This is a genomic window from Aeromonas sp. 600886 (assembly GCF_049174935.1).
In the GTDB taxonomy this organism is placed as follows: domain Bacteria; phylum Pseudomonadota; class Gammaproteobacteria; order Enterobacterales; family Aeromonadaceae; genus Aeromonas; species Aeromonas veronii_A.
The window spans coordinates 130387-153754 of record NZ_JAAKUB010000004.1; the positions used below are offsets into that span (position 1 = coordinate 130387).

The window sequence follows — 23368 nt, forward strand, 5'->3', positions numbered from 1 at the left end:
GGAGTTAGAAAAACAACAATGGCAGTCAAGGTATTAGTTGTCGACGATTCGAGCTTCTTTCGCCGTCGGGTGAGCGAGATCATCAATCAGGATCCCATGCTGACGGTGATTGATACGGCCCAGAATGGACGTGAGGCGGTGGACAAGGCCATGTCGCTGCGCCCTGATGTGATCACCATGGACATCGAGATGCCCGTGATGGATGGTATCAGTGCAGTGCGGGAGATAATGGCCAAGTGCCCAACTCCCATTCTGATGTTCTCCTCACTGACTCATGAAGGCGCCAAGGCAACGCTGGATGCACTGGACGCCGGTGCTCTTGACTTCTTGCCCAAAAAATTTGAAGACATTGCCAGAGACAAGGACGAGGCGGTCAGACTGTTGCAACAACGGGTGAAGGAGATTTCCCGCAAGCGCTTCCTGATGACATCCGCTGCTCGCCCCAAAGCATCTGAACCGGTTCGTCCGCTAGGTAGCACAGCCGCCAGAGCTCCTGAGCGTCAGTCTGAGCTGCAACGCACTGTACCAAGTGCCTCATTCAAGCGAAGTGGCAAGAGTTATCAGTTGGTGGCGATCGGGACTTCTACCGGCGGCCCGGTAGCCTTGCAAAATGTGCTGACCAAGTTGCCGGGGGATTTTCCTCACCCAATCTTGCTTATCCAGCATATGCCAGCCACCTTCACCGCAGCTTTTGCTGCCCGTCTGAACGGATTATGCCAGATAGGTGTCAAGGAGGCCGAGGATGGAGACGTCCTCAAACCGGGCCATGCCTACCTGGCTCCCGGTGGCAAGCAGATGCTGTTGGAGGGTCGTGGTGCAGGCGCCCGTATTCGCATCGTTGATGGCAACGACAAGGTAAATTACAAGCCTTGCGTGGACATTACCTTTGCCTCTGCGGCCAAGACCTATGCCGACAAGGTATTGGCGATTGTGCTAACCGGTATGGGGGCTGATGGCCGTGATGGTGCCAGACTGCTGAAAGAGCAGGGCTCTACAATCTGGGCTCAGGATGAGGCTTCCTGCGTGGTATATGGCATGCCTCAAGCGGTTGCAAAGGCAGGTATTGCCAGTGAATCACTTCCTCTGGACAAGGTGGCCCAGCGTATTCTGGTTGAGTTGGGGCGCTAATCATGGGCTTGCTCGGTCTGCTCCTCGCACTGGGGGCTATTGCTATTGCCCAGCTGTGGCATGGTGGCTCCCTGTTGACGTTGTTGGACGGGCCTGCTTTTCTCATTGTTCTTGGCGGTACAGTTGGTGCCGTTACATTGCAGACCCCTGCCAAGTTTGTTTTGCTGGCATTGCGCCAGTGTCTATGGATTTTCAATCCGCCACGGCAGGATCTCTCTGCCCAGGCTGAACGGCTACAATCCTGGGCTGCCTTTGCACGCCAGCAGGGGCTGCTGGCCCTCGAAAATCAGGCTGAGCAGGAGGAGGACCATTTTACCCGCCAAGGGTTGAACATGATTGTCGATGGTGTCTCCACGGAGGATATTCGCATGTTGCTCGAAGCCGATATCGATATCGAGCAGGAGCGTAATGAACATGCGGCCCGGGTGTTCGAAGCCATGGGGGGATATAGTCCGACTATCGGGATTATCGGCGCTGTCTTGGGCCTTATCCAGGCCATGTTTCATCTTGAAGAGCCATCTGCTCTGGGGGCTGGCATCGCAGTGGCATTTGTGGCAACCATCTATGGTGTCGGGTTTGCCAACCTGATCTATCTACCGATAGCCAACCGGTTGCGAGCGTTTCACTATCACTATGCACTGTTTCAGGAGATGACCCTGGAAGGGCTGTTAGCCATTGCCCATGGTGAGAATGGTTTACAGGTTGAACGTCGGCTCAGGGCCTATTTGAAAGGAGAGTAGCCATGCGCAAGCGCTATCGTTTGCACTTGCAGGGGCGTGAACACCTTGACCGCTGGCTGGTCTCCTATGCCGATTACATGACGCTGATATTTGCTCTGTTTGTGGTGCTCTACTCTGTTGCGCTGGTGAACAAGGACAAATATCGTGCGGTGATAGATGGCATGAGTCAGGCGTTCAGTGTCATGCAGTCTCGCAGTGATGGTCTGCTGGAGGGGCAGGGCAATTCACTGTTGGAGAATGCTGTTTCTGCCTCCCCCTCGTTGCTGGAAAGCGCAACGTCCCCCTCTCCTTCACTTGCCCCCATTTCTGGTGTCCCTGTGCTGCAAGATGGCACGACACTTGCCAAACTTGATATGCAGTTGCAAGAGAGCATGGGGTCACTGGTGGATGCCGGGATAGTCAAAATGACGCAAGACGAGAACTGGCTGACTGTGGAACTCAGTTCAGGTCTGCTGTTTGGCAGTGGTAGCGCCTTTATGGGACCGAATGCTGCACCGGTAATCAATACTCTTTCAAGTATTCTCAAACCGGTCGATAACTATGTAAGGGTTCGGGGATATACAGATAACCAACAGATAAATAATGAAATTTATCGTTCTAATTGGGCGCTTTCTGCTGCGAGGGCCGAAGCGGTGCTCAATGGCTTGATTGCTGATGGCATCGCACCCCAGCGTCTGGCATTTGAGGCATATGGCGAGTTTTCCCCTTTTGCCGATAACAGCACCGAGCAAGGCCGGCTGCAAAATCGCAAGGTCGTGGTCGCAATCTCCAAATTCGCCTGGGTGCCGCCAGCTCCTGTGTCGGTAAAGCCCCCGGTGGTTGCCGAGCCGGTTCCTGCGGTGCAGCAGGCGGTGGATGCTGGAGAGATAAAGGTTATCTCTTTGCCCGGTGGCGGCATACGTATAACAACAAGGCAGGATTGATACAGTGATTGTTTGGACGGTTGCCAACCAGAAAGGTGGTGTGGGTAAAACCACCACAGTGGTCTCGCTTGCCGGGATCCTGGCCCAGCGTGGTCAGCGAGTGCTGTTGATTGACACCGACCCTCACGCCTCGCTGACTGCATATCTTGATTTTGATTCAGATCGTCTGGATGGAACCCTCTATGAGTTGTTTCAAGCTGTCAAACCGACAGCCGAGCTTGTCAATAAACTGACGCTCAAGACCAAGTTCGAGAATATCAATTTACTACCCGCATCTATTACCCTGGCGACTCTTGATCGGGTAATGGGAAATCGTGAGGGAATGGGGCTGGTGCTGAAGCGGGCGCTGCTGCGCATTCAGGATCAATATGATTATGTGCTGATCGACTGCCCGCCTGTGCTTGGGGTGATGATGGTCAATGCGCTGGCTGCCTGCGATCGTATTCTTGTGCCGGTTCAGACCGAGTTTCTCGCTCTCAAAGGGTTGGAGCGGATGATGAAGACATTCGAGATCATGCAGCGTTCCAAGCGTGACAAGTTCCGTTATACCGTGATCCCGACTATGTTCGACAAGCGTACCCGGGCCTCACTGATGACCTTGAAATCGATCAAGGATCAATATGGTGAATCGGTGTGGAATGCGGTGATCCCTATTGATACCAAGTTTCGGGATGCCAGCTTGTTGCACATCCCTCCATCCATTTATTCCCCCGGGAGTCGTGGTACCTATGCCTATGAGACGCTGCTCAACCATCTTGATGCCCTTGAACGGCAACGGGTTCATGAGGTGACGGCATGAGAGATACCATTCAAGTACGGGCAATGGATGACTATTTCCACTCCCTGCTGCTCGATGAGCCGCTGGTCATGGATGAGGTGGAAGACGTTCAATCCGCCCCTGTTTTACAGTTGCAACATCAGCCCCAGAGTGTCCCCGAGGTGGTCGCTGCACCTTATTTGGAAAGCGATCCACGGCTTGCCCAGCTCGGTGAGCTATTGGCTCAGGTGGGACAAGTTCAGTTTGAAAATGATGCCTTCACTCAGGAGGTGACACTGACGGCCCCATTGGAGATTGTGGCCGAGGAGTCATTGTTGCCGGTTGAGCCTGAATGGCCTGAGGAGGTGCTGCTGCCCGAAGTTGCAGAGCCCCACACCACCATCTTGACTGAAACTGCGTTGGAGGTTGCTCCGGTAGAAGCAACTGAACCTGTCACTTGGGAGAATATCGATACCGGTAAAGAGTTTCAGGCCCTCTTTTTTGAAGTCGCGGGCGTGACGTTTGCGGTGCCGTTGACCGAGCTTGGTGGTATTCACCAGCTGGGCGAGATCACCTCCCTGTTTGGCCAGCCGGGCTGGTACAAGGGGATCATGACCTCCCGCGAGCAGAAGATGAATGTGGTCGATACCGCCCAGTGGGTCATGCCGGGTCAGCATCTCGAGATGGATGATTACAAGTATCTGATTATGCTGGGTGAATCCCCTTGGGGGCTGGCTTGTCATCATCTCAAAGGGACTGAATTGTTACACCGTGACCAGGTTAAATGGCGCCATCAGGAGGGCAAGCGCCCTTGGTTGGCGGGCATGGTCAAAGAAAAAATGTGTGCCCTGTTACACGTTCGTGAACTGCTCTTGTTGCTGGAGCGTGGGGTTAACATAGAAGGTCGCTGATAACTTCTGCAATCGAGCTGTTTTATTGCTAGTTTTAGCAGTAGACGTTTTCATAAAAGGAATAAAAACATGACAGAAAAGCGCAATATCGCACAGAATCTGGCCGAAGATGAAGTGCTGCAATGGGTAACCTTCCAGCTGGAAAACGAAACCTACGGCATCAATGTGATGCAGGTTCAGGAGGTGTTGCGCTACACCGAAATTGCACCGGTGCCGGGGGCGCCTGAGTACGTACTGGGGATCATCAACCTGCGTGGCAATGTGGTGACTGTCATCGATACCCGTTCCCGTTTCGGTCTGCCTTCCGGTGATGTGAGCGAAAATTCCCGTATTGTTATCATCGAGGCCGAGAAGCAGGTGATTGGCATCATGGTCGACAGCGTGGCAGAAGTGGTATATCTGAAATCTTCCGAAATCGATGCTGCTCCAGCTGTAGGTACCGAAGAGAGCGCCAAGTTTATTCAGGGGGTGAGCAACCGCGATGGGCAACTGCTGATCCTGGTTGACTTGAACAAGCTGCTCTCCGATGAAGAGTGGGAAGATATCGGTTCCCTCTGATAAGTAAGGTGATGTTTTGATAATCGAGATGGTTGCCTTGGGGATGTCCCTGATTGCCTTGGCGTTTGCCTCTTATATCTGGTTCAAGAGCAAGCGTAGCAAGCAGGAGTCCGAGGCTAGTGTGGCTACGCTGCAAGGTCAGTTGGAAAGCTTGCGCAAGCAGATGATGGAGCTTCATACCGGCGCCATCGGCATGGGACAGCGGTTACAGTCGGTAGAAGGGGCGATGCAGCAGGTCAATGAACGCCAGCAAGAATTGACCATGCAGGATCCCGAGCGACGGCTTTACAGTCGAGCGGCCAAGATGGTCGAACTGGGCGCCGACCTTGATGAGGTCATGAGTGAGTGTGAGTTGCCAAAGGCAGAAGCCGAGCTCTTGATATCGTTGCGAAAAGGCCGCTCTTGATGATTCAGGAAGGCAACTTGCCTTCCTGAATTTTTTCTGTTGCATGTATGGCGCTCTTTCATGGAGCGCCATGTACAGTGATCGAGAAGAATAGTTATTTGCTAATACTGGTTTGTTATGAGGTTTCCAGTTTGATCTATTTGGATGCCTTTGATTGTCATCATTTTCCACGCCTATTTTTCCTTGTGCGCGATCTTCTCCACAAAAACAGTGGATGAAGGGCATCTTGGAAAAGACGTATTCCAATACTGTGTTAAGATGCAAGCCGCTTCATTTTCTCTGAAAAAATCTCCATGCTGCTTCAAGTTAACAATCTGAGCTGCGTGCGTGAAGATCGCACTCTGTTTGAACATCTCTCCTTTGCGGTAGTTCCCGGTGATCTGGTGCAAATTGAAGGTCCCAACGGGGTTGGCAAGACCAGCCTGCTGCGTCTGCTGACTGGCCTGTCTCAGCCGTTTTCCGGTGAAGTGTGCTGGAATGGTGAAAATATTCGCCATTGCCGTGATGAGTACCATGCCAATCTGCTCTATCTCGGTCATCAGCCCGGGGTCAAAGCTGCCTTGACTCCGCTCGAAAATCTCGCCTTTTACCAGAAGCTGCATCATGTATCCCGGCAGACAGTGGATTTGTGGCAGGTGCTTGCCCAGGTTGGGTTGGCCGGTTTTGAAGAGAACCCGACCGGACAGCTCTCGGCAGGTCAACAGCGTCGGGTGGCTCTGGCCAGGCTCTGGCTCAGTGACAAACCGGCTCTCTGGATCCTGGATGAGCCTTTTACCGCCATTGATAAGCAGGGGGTCAAGGTGCTGGAGAGGTTGTTTCTGGCTCATGCCGAGCGGGGGGGGATGGTGATCCTCACCACTCATCAGGATATGACGCTGATGCAGGGTCGACTGAAAACACTCTCGCTTACGCCCTTGCTGCAGGAGTAGTTTCGATGTTGCGTGCCGTCATGTATTTGATCCACCGCGAGTTATTGATGGCCCTGCGCCAGCGTGCAGATATTCTTAACCCGCTCTGGTTTTTCCTTATTGTCATCACCCTGTTCCCACTCGGTATCGGCCCTGAGCCCAAGTTGTTGGCTCGCATTGCTCCCGGCATCATCTGGGTGGCAGCCTTGCTGGCGGCCATGCTGTCGCTGGAGCGACTGTTTCGCGACGACTTTGGCGACGGTTCGTTGGAGCAGATCATGTTGATGCCCCATTCACTCGGGTTGCTGGCGCTGGCCAAAGTGATTGCTCACTGGTTACTGACTGGATTGCCGCTGCTGCTGATTTCGCCCTTGCTGGCAATTTTGCTATCGCTGGATATGAACAGTTATCTGGCGGTAGTCGCCACTCTGGCACTCGGCACACCGGTGCTGAGCCTGCTCGGTGCAGTCGGGGTTGCCCTGACGGTCGGGTTGCGCAAGGGCGGAGTGCTGCTCAGTCTGCTTATCCTGCCGCTCTATATTCCGGTACTGATTTTTGCCACCTCTGCAATTGATGCGGCGGGGATGGGCTTGCCCTATGGCGGACAGCTTGCCATTCTGGCCGCCATGCTGGTTGGTGCCCTGACGCTGACGCCGTTGGCCGTTTCGGCCGCATTGAGGGTCAGTCTTAACTGATGATCTATTGGTAGAACGCAACATGGTTTCGCATGGGGCATTCTTTTCCAGAAATAAAGTTGCGATGGATCAAGCGGATTGCCGCTTATTGCTTTCGAGGTATTTGATGTTATCCCGAGGTCAGTATGTTAGGCCTCGCCAAACAATTAATAACAAAAAGGTTTGTGAGTTATGTGGAAATGGTTGCACCCTTACGCTAAACCCGAACGGGCCTATCGGCTGGCTGGGACCCTGTTGCCCTGGTTTGCTGTGATAAGTCTGCTATCGTTCATCATCGGCACTGTCTGGGGACTGGCTTTTGCACCCGCCGATTATCAGCAGGGTGACTCCTTCCGGATCATCTATATCCATGTTCCTTCCGCCATTCTTTCGATGGGGGCCTACTCCACCATGGCAGTTGCCGCCTTTATCGGGCTGGTATGGCAACTGCGGATGGCGGACATGACGGTGGCGGCTATCGCACCTGTCGGCGCTGTGTTCACTTTTATTGCACTGTTTACCGGTGCCGCCTGGGGCAAGCCCATGTGGGGAACCTGGTGGGTGTGGGATGCACGGCTCACCTCTGAGCTGATCCTGCTGTTTCTCTATCTCGGCGTGATTGCCCTCTACAACGCCTTCAGTGACAAGGTGGTTGCTGGCCGTGCTGCCGGCATTCTGGCACTGGTGGGGGTGATCAACCTCCCCATCATTCACTACTCGGTGGAGTGGTGGAACACCTTGCACCAGGGGGCCACTATCACCAAGTTTGACAAACCCTCCATCTCTCCCGAGATGCTTTGGCCACTGCTCATCATGATCTTGGCGTTTGTTGCCTTTCTCGGGGCCCTTACCCTGATGCGTTTTCGAAACGAGCTCTTGATGCGGGAGTGGCATCGTCCCTGGGTTCAAGAGATTGCCGAACAGGAGAAGTAAGCATGCACTTTGCCTCATTCAGTGACTTTTTGGCGATGGGCGGTTACGCCTTCTACGTCTGGCTCTCCTTCGGTCTGACCCTGCTCTGTCTGGTCGGTATCATCATTTCTACCCGCATGAAAACCCGTCGTCTGTTTAATGAGTTACGCAGCAAGCAGGCACGCGAGAGCCGTCGCAAGGCGGCCCGGCAGATGGAGAACACCCTATGAACCCGAGACGCAAAAAACGCCTCACCATCATTCTGGCCATCACCCTGGGCCTCGCCACCGTGAGCGGCCTGGTGCTTTACGCCCTCAGTCAGAATATCGACCTCTTCTATACCCCGAGCGAGCTGGTGGAAGGGAAGGGGCCGGACAAGATCAAACCGGAAGAGGGGCAGCGCCTGCGCATTGGTGGTCTGGTGGTCCCCGGCACTGTCAAGCGCGATCCGAACAGCCTCAAGGTTAGCTTCAACCTGATCGACAATGGTGGTCATCAGGTGATGGTGCAATTTGATGGCATCCTGCCGGATCTGTTCCGCGAGGGGCAGGGGATTGTGGCGCAAGGAACTCTCAAGGATGCCACCACGGTCGAAGCGTTCGAGGTACTGGCCAAACACGATGAAAACTACATGCCGCCAGAAGTGGCCGATGCCACCAGTGGCATGCACTTCAAACCTGAATACACCGATGCGCAGTTGAAGGGGAATAAGCCATGATCCCGGAATTAGGACAGTTTGCGCTGATCCTGGCCTTTGCCACCTCCCTGTTGCTGGGTAGCTATCCGCTGCTTGGCGCAAGTCGGGGGCGTCTTGGCATGATGTCGGCGGCTCGTCCGCTCGCCTATGCCCAGTTTTTGTTGCTGCTGCTGTCGTTTCTCTGCCTGACCTGGGCCTTTATCGATAACGACTTTACCGTGCAGTATGTGGCCACTAACTCCAACAGCTTGCTGCCGCTCGCCTATCGTATCTCGGCGGTGTGGGGGGCCCACGAAGGTTCCCTGCTGCTGTGGGTACTGACCCTAGGTGGCTGGACTGCGGCGGTAGCCATGTTCAGCCGCCGTCTGCCGCTCGATGCGGTGGCGCGGGTGCTCGGCGTGTTGGGGCTGATCTCGGTCGGTTTCACCGCCTTCGTGCTGTTCACCTCTGATCCCTTCACCCGCACCTTGCCCTATTTTCCGGTCGATGGCCGTGACCTCAATCCGCTGCTGCAGGATCCGGGTCTCATCTTCCATCCGCCGATGCTCTACATGGGTTATGTAGGATTCTCGGTGGCATTTGCCTTCGCCATAGCCTCATTGATGACCGGTCGTCTTGATGCAACCTGGGCCCGCTGGTCGCGCCCCTGGACCATGGCGGCCTGGGTATTCCTGACCCTCGGCATAGTGCTGGGCTCCTGGTGGGCCTACTACGAGCTCGGTTGGGGCGGCTGGTGGTTCTGGGATCCGGTAGAAAATGCCTCCTTCATGCCCTGGTTGGCGGGTACCGCTCTGCTGCATTCGCTGGCGGTGAGCGAGAAGCGCGCCACCTTCAAGGCGTGGACCGTGCTGCTGGCCCTTTCGGCCTTCTCGCTGAGCCTGCTCGGTACCTTCCTAGTGCGCTCCGGCGTGCTGGTGTCGGTGCATGCGTTTGCCTCCGACCCGACCCGCGGCCTGTTTATTCTCGGCTTCCTGCTGGCGGTGATCGGTTCATCCTTGCTGCTGTTTGCCTTTAAAGGTTCGCAGGTGAAAAGCCACGGCAAGCATGAGCTGTGGAGTCGCGAAACCCTGCTGCTTTGTAACAACATCATGCTGGTGGCTGGCCTGCTGACTGTGCTGCTTGGCACCTTGCTGCCGCTGGTGCACAAGGAGCTGGGGCTGGGGAGCATCTCTATCGGTACTCCCTTCTTCAACCATATCTACAGTTGGCTGATCATTCCGTTTGCCCTGCTGCTGGGGGTTGGTCCGCTGTTTCGCTGGCGCCGCCAGGAGCTTGGCGAGCTCAAGGGCAAGGTGATTCTTGCGCTGGTGCTGAGCCTGGCAGCAGCCCTGCTGTTGCCGCTGATCTTTGCCGAAACCTTCAAGCCGTGGGCTGCGGTGGGGATTGGTCTGGGGGCCTGGGTCATCGTTACCAGCCTGCAGGAGACCTGGGTGCGCGCGACCCACAAGCACAGCTTTGCGGTCGGTGTGCGCAAGCTTGGCAACAGTCACTGGGCTATGATCCTTGGCCATGTGGGGCTGGCAGTCAGCATCATAGGTATCGCCTGCACCCAGAACTACAGCATCGAGAAGGATCTGCGGATGCAGGCGGGTGATCGGGTGCACTTTGCCGATTACGAGTTCGTTTTTGCCGGGATCAAAGAGAAGAACGGCCCCAACTACGATGGCTTCAAGGGCGTGCTGGAAGTGCACAAAAATGGCAAGCAGGTCGCCCTGCTCAAGCCCGAGAAGCGGATGTACACAGTGACCCGGATGCCGATGACCGAAGCGGCCATCGATGCCGGTTTCACGCGAGATCTTTATGCGGCCCTTGGCGAGCAGCTAGACAACAATGCCTGGGCAGTGAGGATCTACTACAAGCCGTTCGTGCGCTGGATCTGGTTCGGCGGCGTCTTTATGGCTATCGGTGGCGTGCTGGCGATGCTCGACAAGCGTTACCGTTTCGGCCGTCGTGAGGAGGAAGCCAAGGCATGAACAAAAAGGTCTGGTTGTTTTTAATTCCCTTTATCGTTTTTTTGCTGGGGGCTGTGTTCCTGTTCAAGGGGCTCTACTCCGATCCCACCAAGCTCGAATCCGTGATGGTGGGCAAGGAGGTACCGGTGTTTACCCTGCAGGACATTTACGATCTGAACAAACAGCACGATCGCAGTATCCTGACCGGTCGCCCCATGCTGCTCAACGTCTGGGCCACCTGGTGCCCGACCTGCTACGGCGAGCACACCTACCTCAAACAGTTGGCAGGGCAGGGCATTCCCATCATCGGCATGAACTACAAGGATGAGCGCGACAAGGCGATCAAATGGCTGGCGGAGCTGGGCAACCCCTATCTGGTCAATCTCTATGATCCGGACGGCATGCTGGGACTGGATCTTGGGGTGTACGGCGCGCCGGAGACCTTCTTTATCGACAGCAAGGGGATCATCCGTTATCGCCACGTGGGGGATATCAATCCCGAGAACTGGGTGTCGACCCTCAAACCCATCTTTGATGCCATGAAGTGAGGGGCGTGCTGATGAGAGTATTTATTGCTTCCCTGCTGCTGTTGCTGGGATGGGTGGTACAAACGCCGGTCATGGCTGCTATCGATGTCTACACCTTCGACAACGACAATCAGGAGCAGGTCTTTCGCGAACTGACCAAAGAGCTGCGCTGCCCCAAGTGCCAGAACCAGGATATCGCCGATTCCAATGCGGGGCTGGCCAAGGACTTGCGCGACAAGACCTACCAGATGGTGCGCGAGGGTAAGGATAAAGAGGAGATCGTGGACTATATGGTTGCCCGCTATGGCAACTTTATTCTCTATAACCCGCCCCTGATGGCATCGACCCTGATCCTCTGGCTTGGCCCGCTGTTAGTGATCGTTATCGGCATCGGCGTGGTGGTGATACGTAGCCGACGCTCTGCGGCAACGTCAGAGCCTGTGGAAAGCACCCTGAGCGATGAAGAGCAGCGTCGCCTGGCCGAGCTGCTCAAAGAGGAAGAGAAACAATGACCGCCTTTTGGATTGTGATTGCGGCCCTGCTGGTGCTGGTGAGTCTGGCTCTGGTGTTACCGTTGTGGCGCAGTGAGGGAAACCAGAGCATCAGTCGCTCGGCGCTCAACAAACAGCTCTATCGTCAGCGCTTGCTAGAGATTGGCGAGGAGCGAGAGCAGGGTGTGCTTGCCGAGGAGCCCGAATCGCTGGTCGAGTTGCAGCGCAGCCTCTTGGATGATATTCCCGATGTGGAGCAGACAGCCCGCAGTGGCAAGAGTCTGAGCTGGATCCCAGGTGTGCTGGTGCTGGTGGTGGTGAGCCTGGGTATCTACTACAAGCTGGGTTCATGGCAGGAGGTGAGCCGCTGGCAGGATGCCAGCAACCGTCTTGGTGAGCTCAGCAACCGGATTCTTGTGGAGCGTGATGCCCAGGTAACCGAGCAGGATCTGCTGGACTTCACGCTGGCACTGCGTACCCGCCTAAAGGATGAACCGAACGACTACCGCGGCTGGTTGCTGCTCGGACGTTTGGCGCTGGATGGCAATGATCCCGAGATGGCCAACGATGCGCTGTCGCGTGCCTACAAGCTTGCTCCCCAGAAATCGCTGGTGGCGGTGCCCTATGCCCAAGCGCTGATGATGACGGGGGAGGAGGTGCAGGCCGATGCACTGCTGCGTGCAGCCATCGCGCAGGAGCCTGATAATATCGAGGCGCGCTCCGTCTATGCCTTTATGGCGCTGCAGAAAGAGGACTTCCAGACCGCGCTGTCTCGCTGGCAGGCGATGTTGCCCTTGATGGAAAAAGGCTCTCCCCGTTATGTGATGGTTGAGCGCTCCATGGAGTATGCCCGCACGCAGCTCAAGCAGCGTGGCATAGAGGTGACGAATTCAGGCGTAGCCAAAACGGGAACAGAGCAGGTAAAGCAGTCTGACGTTAATGAGGGAGAGTTCCCCATCCACATCACGCTGGCTGCGGGCATCCAGATGCCGGAAGATGCTCACCTCTTCGTCTTTGCCGTGGTGCCCAACGGACCACCCATGCCCATCGCGGTGAAACGTATCGCTGGGCCAACCCTGCCTGTCACCCTTTCACTGGGGGATGGTGACGCCATGATGGAGGGCAGCAAGCTGGAAGCGTATCCAGAACTGCAGTTCAAGGCGCGTCTCTCGCGTGGTGGCAATGTGATGAACAAGGAAGGAGCCTTCGAAGGGGTATCCGTGCCGGTCAAGACGGCCGAGATCCCTGCTGCTCCGATTGACATCCGCATCGATCACGCCCTCTAATATGCCTTTGGATAACCCGGCTCCTGGATAGGGGCCGGGTTATCTATACTTCTGATAAATCAAAATAAAACGTCAGGACAATCATATGTATCTTCGTTCAGGGGCCATACTGGCAGCCCTCTTGCTGGCTGGCTGTGCCGGTGGTCCACCCAAGCCTGGCCCAGAGAGTCTGGATCTCAATCCCGGCATGAATAATCCGGGCGCAACCAGTACGGCGGCCGATCCGCGCGATCCCTTCCAGGGGGCCAACCGGGCCATGTGGGCGGTCAACTATGATGTGCTGGAGCCCTATGTAGCACGTCCTGTGGTACATGCTTACGCTCGCTATATTCCGGTGGGGGTGAAGGATGGCATTGCCAACTTTGTTGCCAACTTTGATGAGCCAAGCAGCATGGTGAACCATCTGATCACCGGTGATTTGAAGGGGGCAGGGACCAACCTGGGGCGCTTTACCCTCAACACCACCGTCGGTCTGTTGGGTATCTTCGATGTGGCCAAACATGCCGGCCTCGAGCGCAACAAGCTGGAGATGGACACAGTGCTGGGCAGGGCCGATATCGGTAATGGTGCCTACATCATGGTGCCTGTTTACGGTCCGACCACCACTCGGGAGCTGGTTGGTGACACCATTGACACCATCTACTTCCCCTATGCCTTGCTGACTATCCCGTTAAGGGTTACTCATTGGGTTCTGGATGGCTTGGGCAATCGCGCCAAGCTGATCGATCAGGAGCGGATCATCGACAACTCCCTCGACCCCTATGCGCTAACCAAGGACTTCTACCTGCAATATAACCAGGGCAAGGTGACGGGCAAGCAGACCGAGCTGAAAGCGTCTCAGCAAGAGCAGGCCGACGATGCCAATCTGGATGAATACATGGACGAGCTGGACCAGTAAACTGGCTATCTCGATATGTAAAAGGCGCCTGCGGGCGCCTCTTTCATTTACGCAGCCATCTAGATATAAAAAAACGCCCCGCAGTGCGGGGCGTTTTGGCAAGCGAGGCTGATTAGGCAGCCAAGTTCTTGGCCACGAATTCCCAGTTAACCAGAGCCCAGAAGGTTTCCATGTACTTCGGACGCAGGTTGCGGAAGTCGATGTAGTAGGCGTGCTCCCACAGGTCAACGGTCAGCAGCGGGGTGGTACCGGCTTCAGTCAGCGGGCAGCCAGCGTTGGAGGTGTTGACGATAGCCAGAGAGCCGTCAGCTTTTTTCACCAGCCAAGTCCAGCTGGAACCGAAGTTGCCGATGGCTGATTTGGTGAAGGCATCTTTGAACTCGGCGAAGGAGCCGAATGCCTTGTTGATAGCATCAGCCAGGGCGCCAGTCGGCTCGCCACCGCCATTCGGGGAGAGGCAGTGCCAGTAGAAGGTGTGGTTCCAGATCTGGGCGGCGTTGTTGAAGATGCCGCCGTTGGAGGTCTTGATGATCTCTTCCAGAGACTTGCCTTCAAACTCGGTACCCGGCACCAGATTGTTCAGGTTGACCACGTAGGTGTTGTGGTGCTTGCCGTGGTGATATTCCAGAGTTTCCTGGGAGATGTGCGGTTCCAGAGCGTTGATTGCATAGGGCAGAGCGGGAAGTTCGAATGCCATTTTCTACTCTCCATTGGCTGGACCGTGCGAAGGCGACGGTTGCAAGACATTGCGTACTCTTTTCTATATGTGAAAAGAGTTGTTTTTAAAATGATGGGGCTGGGTAGCCCAAAGCCAAGGGATTGTAGCAGTATCAAAGATGGCCTAACAACTCTTGATTGGCGCCATGATCGCGATCAATCCTGTGTGGGTTCTTTGCACAATTCGAGCCGGGTCACCCCTTTGTCAGTTTGTGCTCGGGCAAGATTGCAGTAGAATGGCCGCCGAAATCGCTCTAGTGAGGCACCTATGGAAACTATTGAAAAGATTAAGCAGCAGCTGGCTGACAACCCCATCATCATCTACATGAAGGGCTCCCCCAAGCTACCCAGCTGTGGCTTCTCTGCCCAGGCCTCCCAGGCTCTGATGTCCTGCGGCGAGCCGTTTGCCTACGTTGATATCCTGCAGAATCCGGATATCCGCGCCGAATTGCCAAAATTCGCCAACTGGCCGACCTTCCCGCAACTGTGGGTTGAAGGTGAGCTGATCGGTGGCTGTGACATCATGATCGAGATGTTCCAGGCTGGCGAGTTGCAGGCTCTGATCAAAGAGACTGCTGCCAAGTACAAGAAAGATGATGCAGCAGCCGAGTAATCGGTCCTGTGTTGTCGATAGGGAGCCACATCGGCTCCTTTTTTATTATCCCGGTTCTGGCAGGCAAGCAACTGATTGTCGGTTGCAAAAAGCAACGCGTTCGCCCTGAAAAATCTAATCTTTGCCGCTTTGTTTTGGAGTTGTTAACCATATTGATTTCCCAATCTTCGATTACTTTTTTTAATCATTTTGGATTCAAGTGTTGCTGCCATCACATTTTTTGATAATTTCACCGTAACGCAGTCTCTTTGTAGATTTTTTTGTGTTTATGCTCACATTAATTGCAAGTGATAGAACCTAGTATCGCTTCGCCCAGTGAAATAAAACCCTACAAATTAATAAATAAAAAGAGATTTGCGATGAAGATGTATAGCAATCTGCCCATTGGTCTTCATGATATTACTGAAGCCCAAAAAAGACTGACCAACCATATATACAAGACCGCGCAATTACCCTCTAACTACATCAGCGAACGTTGCCATGGCGAGGTTTACCTCAAGCTTGAAAACATGCAACGTACAGGCTCTTTTAAAATTCGCGGTGCCTTCAACAAACTCAGTTCATTAAGTCTGGAGGATCGTCAAAAAGGTGTTGTCGCCTGCTCTGCCGGTAATCACGCGCAGGGGGTATCTTTGTCCAGTGCCATGCTGGGAATTGATGCCAAGGTGGTCATGCCTTGCTGCGCACCCAAATCAAAAATTGCTGCAACCAGCGATTATTCGGCGGAAGTTATTCTGCATGGCAATAGTTTCAATGACACCATTGCCAAAGTCAGCGAAATCGTGGAGATGGAAGGCCGCGTATTTATCCCCCCCTTCGACGATGCAAAAGTGATTGCCGGCCAGGGAACCATCGGCCTGGAAATTATCGAAGATTTGTATGATGTCGATAACATCATAGTGCCGATCGGTGGCGGTGGTTTGATTGCCGGTGTCGCCATGGCCATCAAATCCATCAACCCGACTATCCGGGTGATTGGCGTGCAGTCGGAGAATGTCCACGGCATGGCGGCTTCATACTACGCAGGCACCATTACCAATCACAGAACCAGCAGTACGCTGGCCGATGGCTGTGACGTGGCAAGACCCGGCACCCTGACCTTCGAAATCGTCAAACAATTGGTGGATGATATTGTACTGGTCACCGAGGATGATATTCGTCACAGCATGGTTGACCTTATTCAGCGCAACAAGGTGATTACCGAAGGGGCGGGAGCTCTGGCCTCGGCAGCGCTGCTGAGCGGCAAACTCAAACATTATGTCGAAGGCAAAAAAACCGTCAGCATTATTTCTGGTGGCAATATTGACCTGACCCGGATCACCGAAATTATCGAACAGAACAATATTCGTCAATTTAGCCTGTAAGGAATGCAGTCATGATATTAGACAGTGTTGTCACCGGCAGTAAAGAGAATACACGTGCATGGCGTAAATCGGATACCACATGGGGATTAGGTCTGTTTGGTACAGCGATCGGTGCAGGTGTTCTATTTTTCCCTATTCGGGCCGGATATGGTGGCCTGATACCTATATTAATCATGTTGGTGCTGGCTTACCCTATTGCATTTTATTGCCACAGGGCGTTGGCCAGATTATGTCTTTCTGGCAGCAATCCATCGGCAAATATTACCGAGACCGTTGAAGAACATTTTGGCAAAATGGGTGGGGTAGTGATTACCTTCCTCTATTTCTTTGCCATCTGCCCACTGCTGTGGATATATGGTGTGACGATCACCAATACCTTTATGGCATTCTGGGAGCATCAACTGCAAATGGCGCCGCTTAATCGGGGTGTTGTCGCCCTTGGGCTGCTGATATTGATGGCATTTGTGATCTATTTTGGTAAGGATCTGATGGTTCGCGTAATGAGCTATCTGGTATTTCCTTTCATCGCCAGCCTGGTGGTCATCTCTCTCTCCCTCGTTCCGTACTGGAATAGTGCCGTCTTTGATCAGGTCAACCTTAGCGAGATATCCATGTTCGGTCACGATGGTATTCTGGTCACCGTCTGGCTGGGGATCTCCATCATGGTTTTCTCCTTCAACTTCTCGCCGATTGTCTCCTCTTTCATCGTCTCCAAGCGGGAAGAGTATGAGCAGGAGTTCGGTCGTGATTTTACCGAGAAGCGCTGCTCGAAGATTATCTCCGGTGCCAGCATGCTGATGGTGGCCGTGGTGATGTTCTTTGCCTTCAGCTGCCTGTTTACCCTGTCGCCGCAAAATATGGCGGAAGCCAAGGCCCAGAATATTCCGGTGCTCTCCTATCTGGCCAACCACTTCTCCTCGATGACGGGCAGCAAGTCTGCGTTTGCCACCACTCTGGAGTATGCGGCGTCCATTATCGCGCTGGTTGCTATCTTCAAATCCTTCTTCGGCCACTATCTGGGGACGCTGGAAGGGTTGAACGGCCTTATCCTCCGCTTTGGCTACCAGGGCGACAAGAGCAAGGTTTCCAGTAAAAAACTCAATATGGTCAGTATGTTGTTCATCATGGGCTCCACCTGGCTGGTCGCTTATGTGAACCCCAACATCCTCGACCTGATTGAGGCAATGGGGGCGCCGATCATCGCTTCCCTGCTCTGTCTGCTGCCGATGTATGCCGTCAACAAGACACCGGCACTGGCAAAATATAAAGGTCAGGCCAGCAACCTGTTTGTCACCATCATAGGTGTGCTGACCATCCTGAATATTGTTTCCAAGCTGTTCTGAAAACCTTTTCTGCAAGTCATCAGCCATTCAGATCCCCTTGGCGGGGTCTGCATGGCGTAGTCAGAAGCGCGCAATAACCGGTTCTTGGTTGGCCCAATTATTTGGGCCGAGGGCAAGGCTATCCGTTATTTGGCCACTAAACACAGTGGTAAATATGTTCTGACAGCAGTGACTCGACAGCATAAATATCGAGGCGATGTAATGAAGTTTGATTCGTTGGTTCTGGTTATCAATTGCGGCTCTTCGTCGGTCAAATTCTCGGTACTGGATAGTAAAACCTGCGAGGTGGTGATATCCGGTATGGCGGATGGTATTGAGACGGCCCATCCCCAATTGCAAGTGGGTAAAGAGCCCGCAATGTCATTAGCTGAAAATAACCACACCTGTGCATTGGCTGCCATCGCGGCGGAATTGAAAAAACGGGATCTGCTGGATGCCATTGCACTGGTGGGTCATCGAATTGCTCATGGTGGCAGTGAATTTAGCGAAGCCGTGATCATTGATGAACATGTATTGGCCAAAATAAAGCAGGTGTCACCCTTGGCTCCCCTGCACAATCACGCCAATTTGAGTGGTGTGATGGCGGCTCGTCAGCTATTTCCCACACAACCCCAAATTGCGGTATTTGATACCGGTTTTCACCAGACCCTGAAGCCGGAAGCCTATATCTATGGGCTGCCTTACCAATATCTGCAGGATTATGGCGTGCGCCGCTATGGCTTCCATGGCACCTCCCATCGCTATGTCGCCGAGCAGGCGGTCTCCTTCCTTGGGTTGAATGGCCACGATGCCGGTCTGGTCATTGCTCATCTGGGTAATGGCGCCTCTGTTTGCGCAGTACAGGATGGCAAGAGCGTCGATACCTCGATGGGGATGACGCCGCTGGAGGGGCTGATCATGGGCAGCCGCAGCGGCGATATCGATTTTGGCGCGCTGGCCTATATCGCCAGCAAGACCGGACAATCCATCGAGGATATCGAGCGGGTATTGAACAAGCAGTCCGGCCTGCTGGGTATTTCGGGGCTCTCCTCCGATATGCGGGTATTGGAAGCGGCCTATCACGAAGGACATCCCGGGGCAAAATTGGCCATTCACGCTTTTGTCCATCGTATTGCCCGCCATATCGGCGGCCATGCAACCTCATTGCGCCGGCTGGATGCCGTTATTTTCAGCGGCGGTATTGGCGAGAACTCGGCATTTATAAGAAAGCTGGTATGCGAGCGGCTTCAGGTATTTGGCGTAGCGATCAGCGAGCCGTTTAACCAGCGTCCCAATAGCGAGGGTTGCCGGGTGATTTCGGCGGCAGAGTCCATGGTGCTGGCGGCGGTTATTCCCACCAATGAAGAGAAAATGATCGCACTGGATGCCATTCGTCTGGGGCAGCTGGTTCGTCAGGCCGAGTGCGTCTGACATCTTCCACTGTAGTGTCATGAGTAGTGAATGAGGTTTATTTGATGAAAGTTGATATGCAATTGGATCAGGATAAATTCCGTCAGGCATGGCAAGGGTTTGCCGGTGAAAACTGGAAGCACGAGATCAACGTCCGTGATTTTATCCAGCAGAACTACACCCCCTATGAAGGTGACGAGCAGTTTTTAGCAGATGCGACCGAAGCGACCACCACTTTGTGGAACAAGGTGATGGAGGGGATCTGCATTGAGAATGCCACCCACGCACCGGTCGATTTTGATACCAATATTGCCACCACAATCACCGCCCATGGGCCGGGTTATATCGAGCAGGGGCTGGAAAAAATCGTTGGCCTGCAAACCGACAAGCCCCTTAAAAGAGCTCTGCACCCGTTTGGCGGCGTAAATATGATCCGCAGCTCGTTTGAAGCGTATGGCCGGGAGATGGATCCCGATTTTGAATATACCTTCAGCGAATTGCGTAAAACCCACAATCAGGGGGTGTTCGACGTCTACTCTCCCGAGATGTTGCGCTGCCGAAAATCAGGGGTATTGACCGGTTTGCCGGATGGTTACGGCCGTGGTCGCATTATCGGAGATTATCGTCGGGTGGCGCTCTATGGCATAGATTATCTAATCCGTGAACGGGAGCTGCAGTTTGCCGATCTGCAACCGGCTCTCGAGCGGGGAGAGCAGCTGGAGCAGGTGATCCGCCAGCGCGAGGAGCTGGCCGAGCACAAGCGGGCACTGGTGCAGATCAAGCAGATGGCGGCCAGCTATGGCTTTGACATCTCCGGGCCGGCACGCACTGCCCAGCAGGCGGTGCAGTGGCTCTACTTTGCTTATCTGGCGGCGGTGAAGTCGCAAAATGGTGGGGCCATGTCCCTCGGTCGTACCGCTACCTTCCTCGACATCTATATCGAGCGGGATCTGAAGGCGGGGCTTATCAACGAGCAGGATGCCCAGGAGCTGGTCGATCACTTCATCATGAAGATCCGCATGGTGCGCTTCCTGCGTACTCCCGAGTTTGACTCCCTCTTCTCCGGCGATCCCATCTGGGCCACCGAGGTGATCGGCGGCATGGGGCTGGATGGTCGCACCCTGGTGACCAGGAACTCCTTCCGTTATCTCCATACCCTCAAGACCATGGGGCCGGCGCCCGAGCCTAACCTCACCATCCTCTGGGCGGAAGGGTTGCCACGTGCCTTCAAGACCTATGCGGCCCGCGTCTCCATCGATACCTCATCCCTGCAGTATGAGAATGATGACCTGATGCGCACCGATTTCGAGAGCGATGACTACGCCATCGCCTGCTGCGTGAGCCCCATGGTGATCGGCAAGCAGATGCAGTTCTTTGGTGCCCGCGCCAACCTCGCCAAGACCCTGCTCTATTGCATCAACGGTGGCGTTGACGAGAAGCTGAAGATCCAGGTTGGCCCGAAAGTGGCCCCCATCATGGACGAGGTGCTGGAATACGACACCGTCATGGCCAGCCTCGACAGCTTTATGGATTGGTTGGCGGTGCAGTACATCAGCGCGCTCAACCTTATTCACTACATGCACGACAAGTACAGCTATGAGGCCTCGCTGATGGCGCTGCACGATCGCGACGTCTATCGCACCATGGCCTGCGGCATTGCCGGTCTGTCGGTGGCGGTCGATTCGCTGGCGGCCATCAAGTACGCCAGGGTCAAGCCGGTGCGCGATGCTGACGGGCTGGCGGTCGATTTCGTGATTGAGGGGGAGTATCCCCAGTACGGCAACAACGACGAGCGGGCCGACTCCATCGCCTGCGATCTGGTCGAGCGCTTCATGAAGAAGATCCAGGCGCTGCCGACCTACCGCAATGCGGTGCCAACTCAGTCGATCCTGACCATCACCTCCAACGTGGTCTATGGCCAGAAGACTGGCAACACCCCGGATGGCCGCCGTGCCGGTGCCCCGTTTGCACCGGGAGCCAACCCGATGCACGGTCGGGATCGCAATGGGGCGGTCGCTTCGCTCGCCTCGGTGGCCAAGCTGCCGTTCAAATACGCCAAGGACGGGATCTCCTACACCTTCTCCATCGTGCCGGGGGCGCTCGGCAAGGAGCCAGCCAATCGCGAGAGCAATCTGGTGGGGCTGATGGATGGCTACTTCCATCATGAGCGGGATGTGGAAGGGGGTCAGCACCTCAACGTCAACGTGATGAACCGCGAGATGCTGCTGGATGCCATCGACAATCCGGACAAGTACCCCAGCCTGACCATCCGGGTCTCCGGTTATGCGGTGCGCTTCAACGCCCTGACCCGCGAGCAGCAGCAGGACGTCATCTCCAGAACCTTCACCAACATGATGTAACTCTCATGCCCGGGGTGAGCAGGCTTGCTCCGGGCCTACTTTTTGTTTGTCAGCACGAGGAAGTAACAGATGCGACAGGTTATCACTACCAAGGCGGCGCCGGGCGCCATCGGCCCCTATGTGCAGGCCACCCGGATTGGCAACATCCTATACACCTCCGGTCAGATCCCGCTGGACCCGGTGAGCGGCGACGTTGCGGAGGGGATCGAAGCGCAGACCCTGCGCTCCCTGCAAAACGTACAGGCGATTGTCGAGGCGGCAGGCGGTCAGGTGCGCAACATCATCAAGACCACGGTGTTTGTCTCTGATCTGAACGACTTTGCTGTGGTGAATCAGGTCTACAACGACTTTTTCACCAAGCACGATGCCATGTATCCGGCGCGATCCTGTGTGGAAGTGGCCCGCTTGCCGAAGGATGTAAAGATCGAGATTGAGGCGATTGCTGCGCTGTAACCCCATCGGGTGTGGGTCAGCAAGCCAAAACAAAGCGGCTGCCATTGGCAGCCGCTTTTTCTATCTGGTCATCGGGCAGATCAGGCGATCCGCTCGATACGAGCCATGTAGAAACCGTCGAAGCCGGTCTCGGACGGGCTTACGGTGTGATCGTCACGCAGACGGAAGTTCTCGTTGGCCGCGAGGAACTTGTCCACCTGCTGGCGGTTCTCCTGCGGCAAGATGGAGCAGGTTGCATAGACCAGCAGACCACCCACCTTCACCATCTGGCTGTAACGCTGCAGGATCTCTTCTTGCAGCGCGACCAGCACCGGCAGACGCTCGGCGGTATCACGCCACTTGGCATCCGGATTGCGCTTGAGTACGCCAAGACCGGAGCAGGGCACGTCCAGCAGTACGCGGTCGGCGCTCTCTTTGAGGCGCTTGACGGTCTTGCTGCTGGTGATGACCCGGGTCTCCACGTTGTGGGCACCGGCGCGACGGGCGCGCTGCTTGAGGTTCTCCAGCTTCCACTCTTCCACATCCATCGCCAGCAGACGGCCTTTGCCCTGCATCATGGCGGCGATGTGCAGAGTCTTGCCACCGGCCCCGGCGCAGGCGTCGATGACGCGCATGCCCGGGGTGACCTCCAGAGCCGCAGCAACCAGCTGGGAGCCTGCGTCCTGCTGCTCGAAGCAACCATCGGCAAAGGCCTTGGTACGGAACAGGGCGGCGTCCGAGGTGACCTGCAGGGCAGTCTCCACACCATCAACCGGAATGGTGGTGACCTGCTCTTTGGCCAGAATGGCTTGAAGCTCATCACGGGTGCACTTGAGGGTGTTGACCCGCAGGTAGCGCTTGGGCATCCAGGCCAGAGCGGCACGCTCGGCAGGCCAGGCTTCACCCAGCTGTTCGCTGCCCAGTTTCTCCAGCCAGGAAGGGCAGCCATCCATCAATACCGGGTTCTTCTTCGCCTCGGTCAGACGGCGGCGGAATGCTTCTTCATTGAAGCGATCCAGGGTCGGGTTGTTGGGCTGGGCAATTTTGTGGAAGGCGTGCCAGCTGTGTAGCAGCGGCCAGACATTCTTTTCGGCCTGACGGACCTGGATGCCGGTCAGGAAGCAATAGAGGCTGAGACGACGCAGCAGGTCGCCGGTGACCAGGGCAATCCTTGCCTGTTCTTGCGGTTTGAGTTCGATGCCGGAGAAGTGACGGGCATAAGCGCGGTCGAGGGTAAGACCCTGACCGAGCACATCGTCAACAATGGCAACGACCAGATCCCCGAAACGGGGCAACAGTGGGGATTTGAGCATGAGATTAACCTTGGCCAGATAAAGATGAACCGCACCTTTGTGAAGAGGGGCAGTTCTAAAATTGACAAA

25 protein-coding genes are annotated in these 23368 nt (G+C 55.1%); 23 read left to right on the forward strand and 2 right to left on the reverse strand.

Annotation, left to right across the window (positions count from 1 at the left end; all coding sequences use genetic code 11):
• Nucleotides 1–18: 18 nt before the first annotated feature.
• The 17 genes from G5179_RS04920 to G5179_RS05000 all read left to right on the forward strand — a co-directional run bounded on the left by G5179_RS04920 (nucleotide 19) and on the right by G5179_RS05000 (nucleotide 13768).
• The gene (locus G5179_RS04920; RefSeq protein WP_266134061.1) at nucleotides 19–1128 is read left to right on the forward strand and encodes a protein-glutamate methylesterase/protein-glutamine glutaminase; all 1110 of its coding nucleotides are present in this window, start codon (nucleotides 19–21) and stop codon (nucleotides 1126–1128) included.
• Nucleotides 1129–1130: 2 nt separating this feature from the next.
• Nucleotides 1131–1868: a flagellar motor protein gene (locus tag G5179_RS04925; RefSeq protein ID WP_227341082.1), complete on the forward strand. Its 738-nt coding sequence runs from the start codon at nucleotides 1131–1133 to the stop codon at nucleotides 1866–1868.
• A gap of 2 nt (nucleotides 1869–1870) precedes the next feature.
• The gene (locus G5179_RS04930; RefSeq protein ID WP_421172546.1) at nucleotides 1871–2791 is read left to right on the forward strand and encodes a flagellar motor protein MotB; all 921 of its coding nucleotides are present in this window, start codon (nucleotides 1871–1873) and stop codon (nucleotides 2789–2791) included.
• A 4-nt stretch (nucleotides 2792–2795) separates the two neighbouring features.
• Complete coding sequence (locus G5179_RS04935; RefSeq protein WP_266134059.1) at nucleotides 2796–3590, forward strand: ParA family protein; 795 nt, start codon at nucleotides 2796–2798, stop codon at nucleotides 3588–3590.
• Nucleotides 3587–4459 carry a chemotaxis protein CheW gene (locus G5179_RS04940; protein ID WP_421172547.1) on the forward strand — a complete coding sequence of 291 codons (873 nt, stop codon included), beginning with the start codon at nucleotides 3587–3589 and terminating at the stop codon, nucleotides 4457–4459. Before G5179_RS04935 ends, G5179_RS04940 begins: the two co-directional genes overlap by 4 nt.
• A gap of 69 nt (nucleotides 4460–4528) precedes the next feature.
• Nucleotides 4529–5017 carry a chemotaxis protein CheW gene (locus G5179_RS04945; protein ID WP_005343991.1) on the forward strand — a complete coding sequence of 163 codons (489 nt, stop codon included), beginning with the start codon at nucleotides 4529–4531 and terminating at the stop codon, nucleotides 5015–5017.
• Between the two features lie 28 nt (nucleotides 5018–5045).
• Nucleotides 5046–5423, forward strand: a complete 378-nt coding sequence (locus G5179_RS04950; protein ID WP_005334692.1) for a DUF2802 domain-containing protein — start codon at nucleotides 5046–5048, stop codon at nucleotides 5421–5423.
• A 293-nt stretch (nucleotides 5424–5716) separates the two neighbouring features.
• Nucleotides 5717–6352: a cytochrome c biogenesis heme-transporting ATPase CcmA gene (gene ccmA / locus G5179_RS04955; RefSeq protein WP_216951798.1), complete on the forward strand. Its 636-nt coding sequence runs from the start codon at nucleotides 5717–5719 to the stop codon at nucleotides 6350–6352.
• A gap of 5 nt (nucleotides 6353–6357) precedes the next feature.
• Nucleotides 6358–7026: a heme exporter protein CcmB gene (ccmB, locus tag G5179_RS04960; protein WP_216951797.1), complete on the forward strand. Its 669-nt coding sequence runs from the start codon at nucleotides 6358–6360 to the stop codon at nucleotides 7024–7026.
• 171 nt (nucleotides 7027–7197) lie between these two features.
• Entirely contained in the window at nucleotides 7198–7938 is a 741-nt protein-coding gene (locus tag G5179_RS04965; protein ID WP_216951796.1) for a heme ABC transporter permease, read from the forward strand.
• Nucleotides 7939–7940: 2 nt separating this feature from the next.
• Nucleotides 7941–8147, forward strand: a complete 207-nt coding sequence (gene ccmD / locus G5179_RS04970) for a heme exporter protein CcmD (protein WP_216951795.1) — start codon at nucleotides 7941–7943, stop codon at nucleotides 8145–8147.
• Nucleotides 8144–8635 carry a cytochrome c maturation protein CcmE gene (ccmE, locus tag G5179_RS04975; protein WP_005344003.1) on the forward strand — a complete coding sequence of 164 codons (492 nt, stop codon included), beginning with the start codon at nucleotides 8144–8146 and terminating at the stop codon, nucleotides 8633–8635. Before ccmD ends, ccmE begins: the two co-directional genes overlap by 4 nt.
• The gene (locus G5179_RS04980; protein ID WP_216951794.1) at nucleotides 8632–10587 is read left to right on the forward strand and encodes a heme lyase CcmF/NrfE family subunit; all 1956 of its coding nucleotides are present in this window, start codon (nucleotides 8632–8634) and stop codon (nucleotides 10585–10587) included. Before ccmE ends, G5179_RS04980 begins: the two co-directional genes overlap by 4 nt.
• A complete protein-coding gene (locus G5179_RS04985) occupies nucleotides 10584–11114 on the forward strand; it encodes a DsbE family thiol:disulfide interchange protein (RefSeq protein ID WP_227341077.1) in 531 nt (176 codons plus the stop codon). Before G5179_RS04980 ends, G5179_RS04985 begins: the two co-directional genes overlap by 4 nt.
• Before the next feature lie 11 nt (nucleotides 11115–11125).
• Nucleotides 11126–11605, forward strand: a complete 480-nt coding sequence (locus G5179_RS04990; RefSeq protein ID WP_227341076.1) for a cytochrome c-type biogenesis protein — start codon at nucleotides 11126–11128, stop codon at nucleotides 11603–11605.
• Nucleotides 11602–12870: a c-type cytochrome biogenesis protein CcmI gene (gene ccmI / locus G5179_RS04995; protein WP_421257983.1), complete on the forward strand. Its 1269-nt coding sequence runs from the start codon at nucleotides 11602–11604 to the stop codon at nucleotides 12868–12870. Before G5179_RS04990 ends, ccmI begins: the two co-directional genes overlap by 4 nt.
• Nucleotides 12871–12955: 85 nt before the next feature.
• Nucleotides 12956–13768, forward strand: coding sequence for an MlaA family lipoprotein (locus G5179_RS05000; protein WP_021229893.1), 813 nt, complete (start codon nucleotides 12956–12958; stop codon nucleotides 13766–13768).
• A 112-nt stretch (nucleotides 13769–13880) separates the two neighbouring features.
• On the opposite strand, the gene sodB is transcribed toward G5179_RS05000, so the two are convergent.
• A complete protein-coding gene (gene sodB, locus G5179_RS05005; RefSeq protein ID WP_005334664.1) occupies nucleotides 13881–14465 on the reverse strand; it encodes a superoxide dismutase [Fe] in 585 nt (194 codons plus the stop codon).
• Nucleotides 14466–14753: 288 nt separating this feature from the next.
• On the opposite strand from sodB, the gene G5179_RS05010 reads away from it, so the two are divergent.
• The 6 genes from G5179_RS05010 to G5179_RS05035 all read left to right on the forward strand — a co-directional run bounded on the left by G5179_RS05010 (nucleotide 14754) and on the right by G5179_RS05035 (nucleotide 22007).
• Nucleotides 14754–15098, forward strand: a complete 345-nt coding sequence (locus G5179_RS05010) for a Grx4 family monothiol glutaredoxin (protein WP_005353650.1) — start codon at nucleotides 14754–14756, stop codon at nucleotides 15096–15098.
• A gap of 359 nt (nucleotides 15099–15457) precedes the next feature.
• Entirely contained in the window at nucleotides 15458–16462 is a 1005-nt protein-coding gene (gene tdcB, locus G5179_RS05015; protein ID WP_227341074.1) for a bifunctional threonine ammonia-lyase/L-serine ammonia-lyase TdcB, read from the forward strand.
• A gap of 11 nt (nucleotides 16463–16473) precedes the next feature.
• Entirely contained in the window at nucleotides 16474–17805 is a 1332-nt protein-coding gene (gene tdcC / locus G5179_RS05020) for a threonine/serine transporter TdcC (RefSeq protein ID WP_421257984.1), read from the forward strand.
• A 201-nt stretch (nucleotides 17806–18006) separates the two neighbouring features.
• On the forward strand, nucleotides 18007–19215 hold the full coding sequence (tdcD, locus tag G5179_RS05025; protein WP_421257985.1) for a propionate kinase: 1209 nt from the start codon (nucleotides 18007–18009) through the stop codon (nucleotides 19213–19215).
• A gap of 44 nt (nucleotides 19216–19259) precedes the next feature.
• Nucleotides 19260–21554 carry a formate C-acetyltransferase gene (pflB, locus tag G5179_RS05030; protein ID WP_421257986.1) on the forward strand — a complete coding sequence of 765 codons (2295 nt, stop codon included), beginning with the start codon at nucleotides 19260–19262 and terminating at the stop codon, nucleotides 21552–21554.
• Nucleotides 21555–21623: 69 nt separating this feature from the next.
• Nucleotides 21624–22007 carry a RidA family protein gene (locus G5179_RS05035; protein ID WP_216951785.1) on the forward strand — a complete coding sequence of 128 codons (384 nt, stop codon included), beginning with the start codon at nucleotides 21624–21626 and terminating at the stop codon, nucleotides 22005–22007.
• 80 nt (nucleotides 22008–22087) lie between these two features.
• Here the strand turns inward: G5179_RS05035 and G5179_RS05040 are convergent, their stop codons facing one another.
• The gene (locus G5179_RS05040) at nucleotides 22088–23299 is read right to left on the reverse strand and encodes an RsmB/NOP family class I SAM-dependent RNA methyltransferase (RefSeq protein WP_058052860.1); all 1212 of its coding nucleotides are present in this window, start codon (nucleotides 23297–23299) and stop codon (nucleotides 22088–22090) included.
• Between the last annotated feature and the right edge of the window lie 69 nt (nucleotides 23300–23368).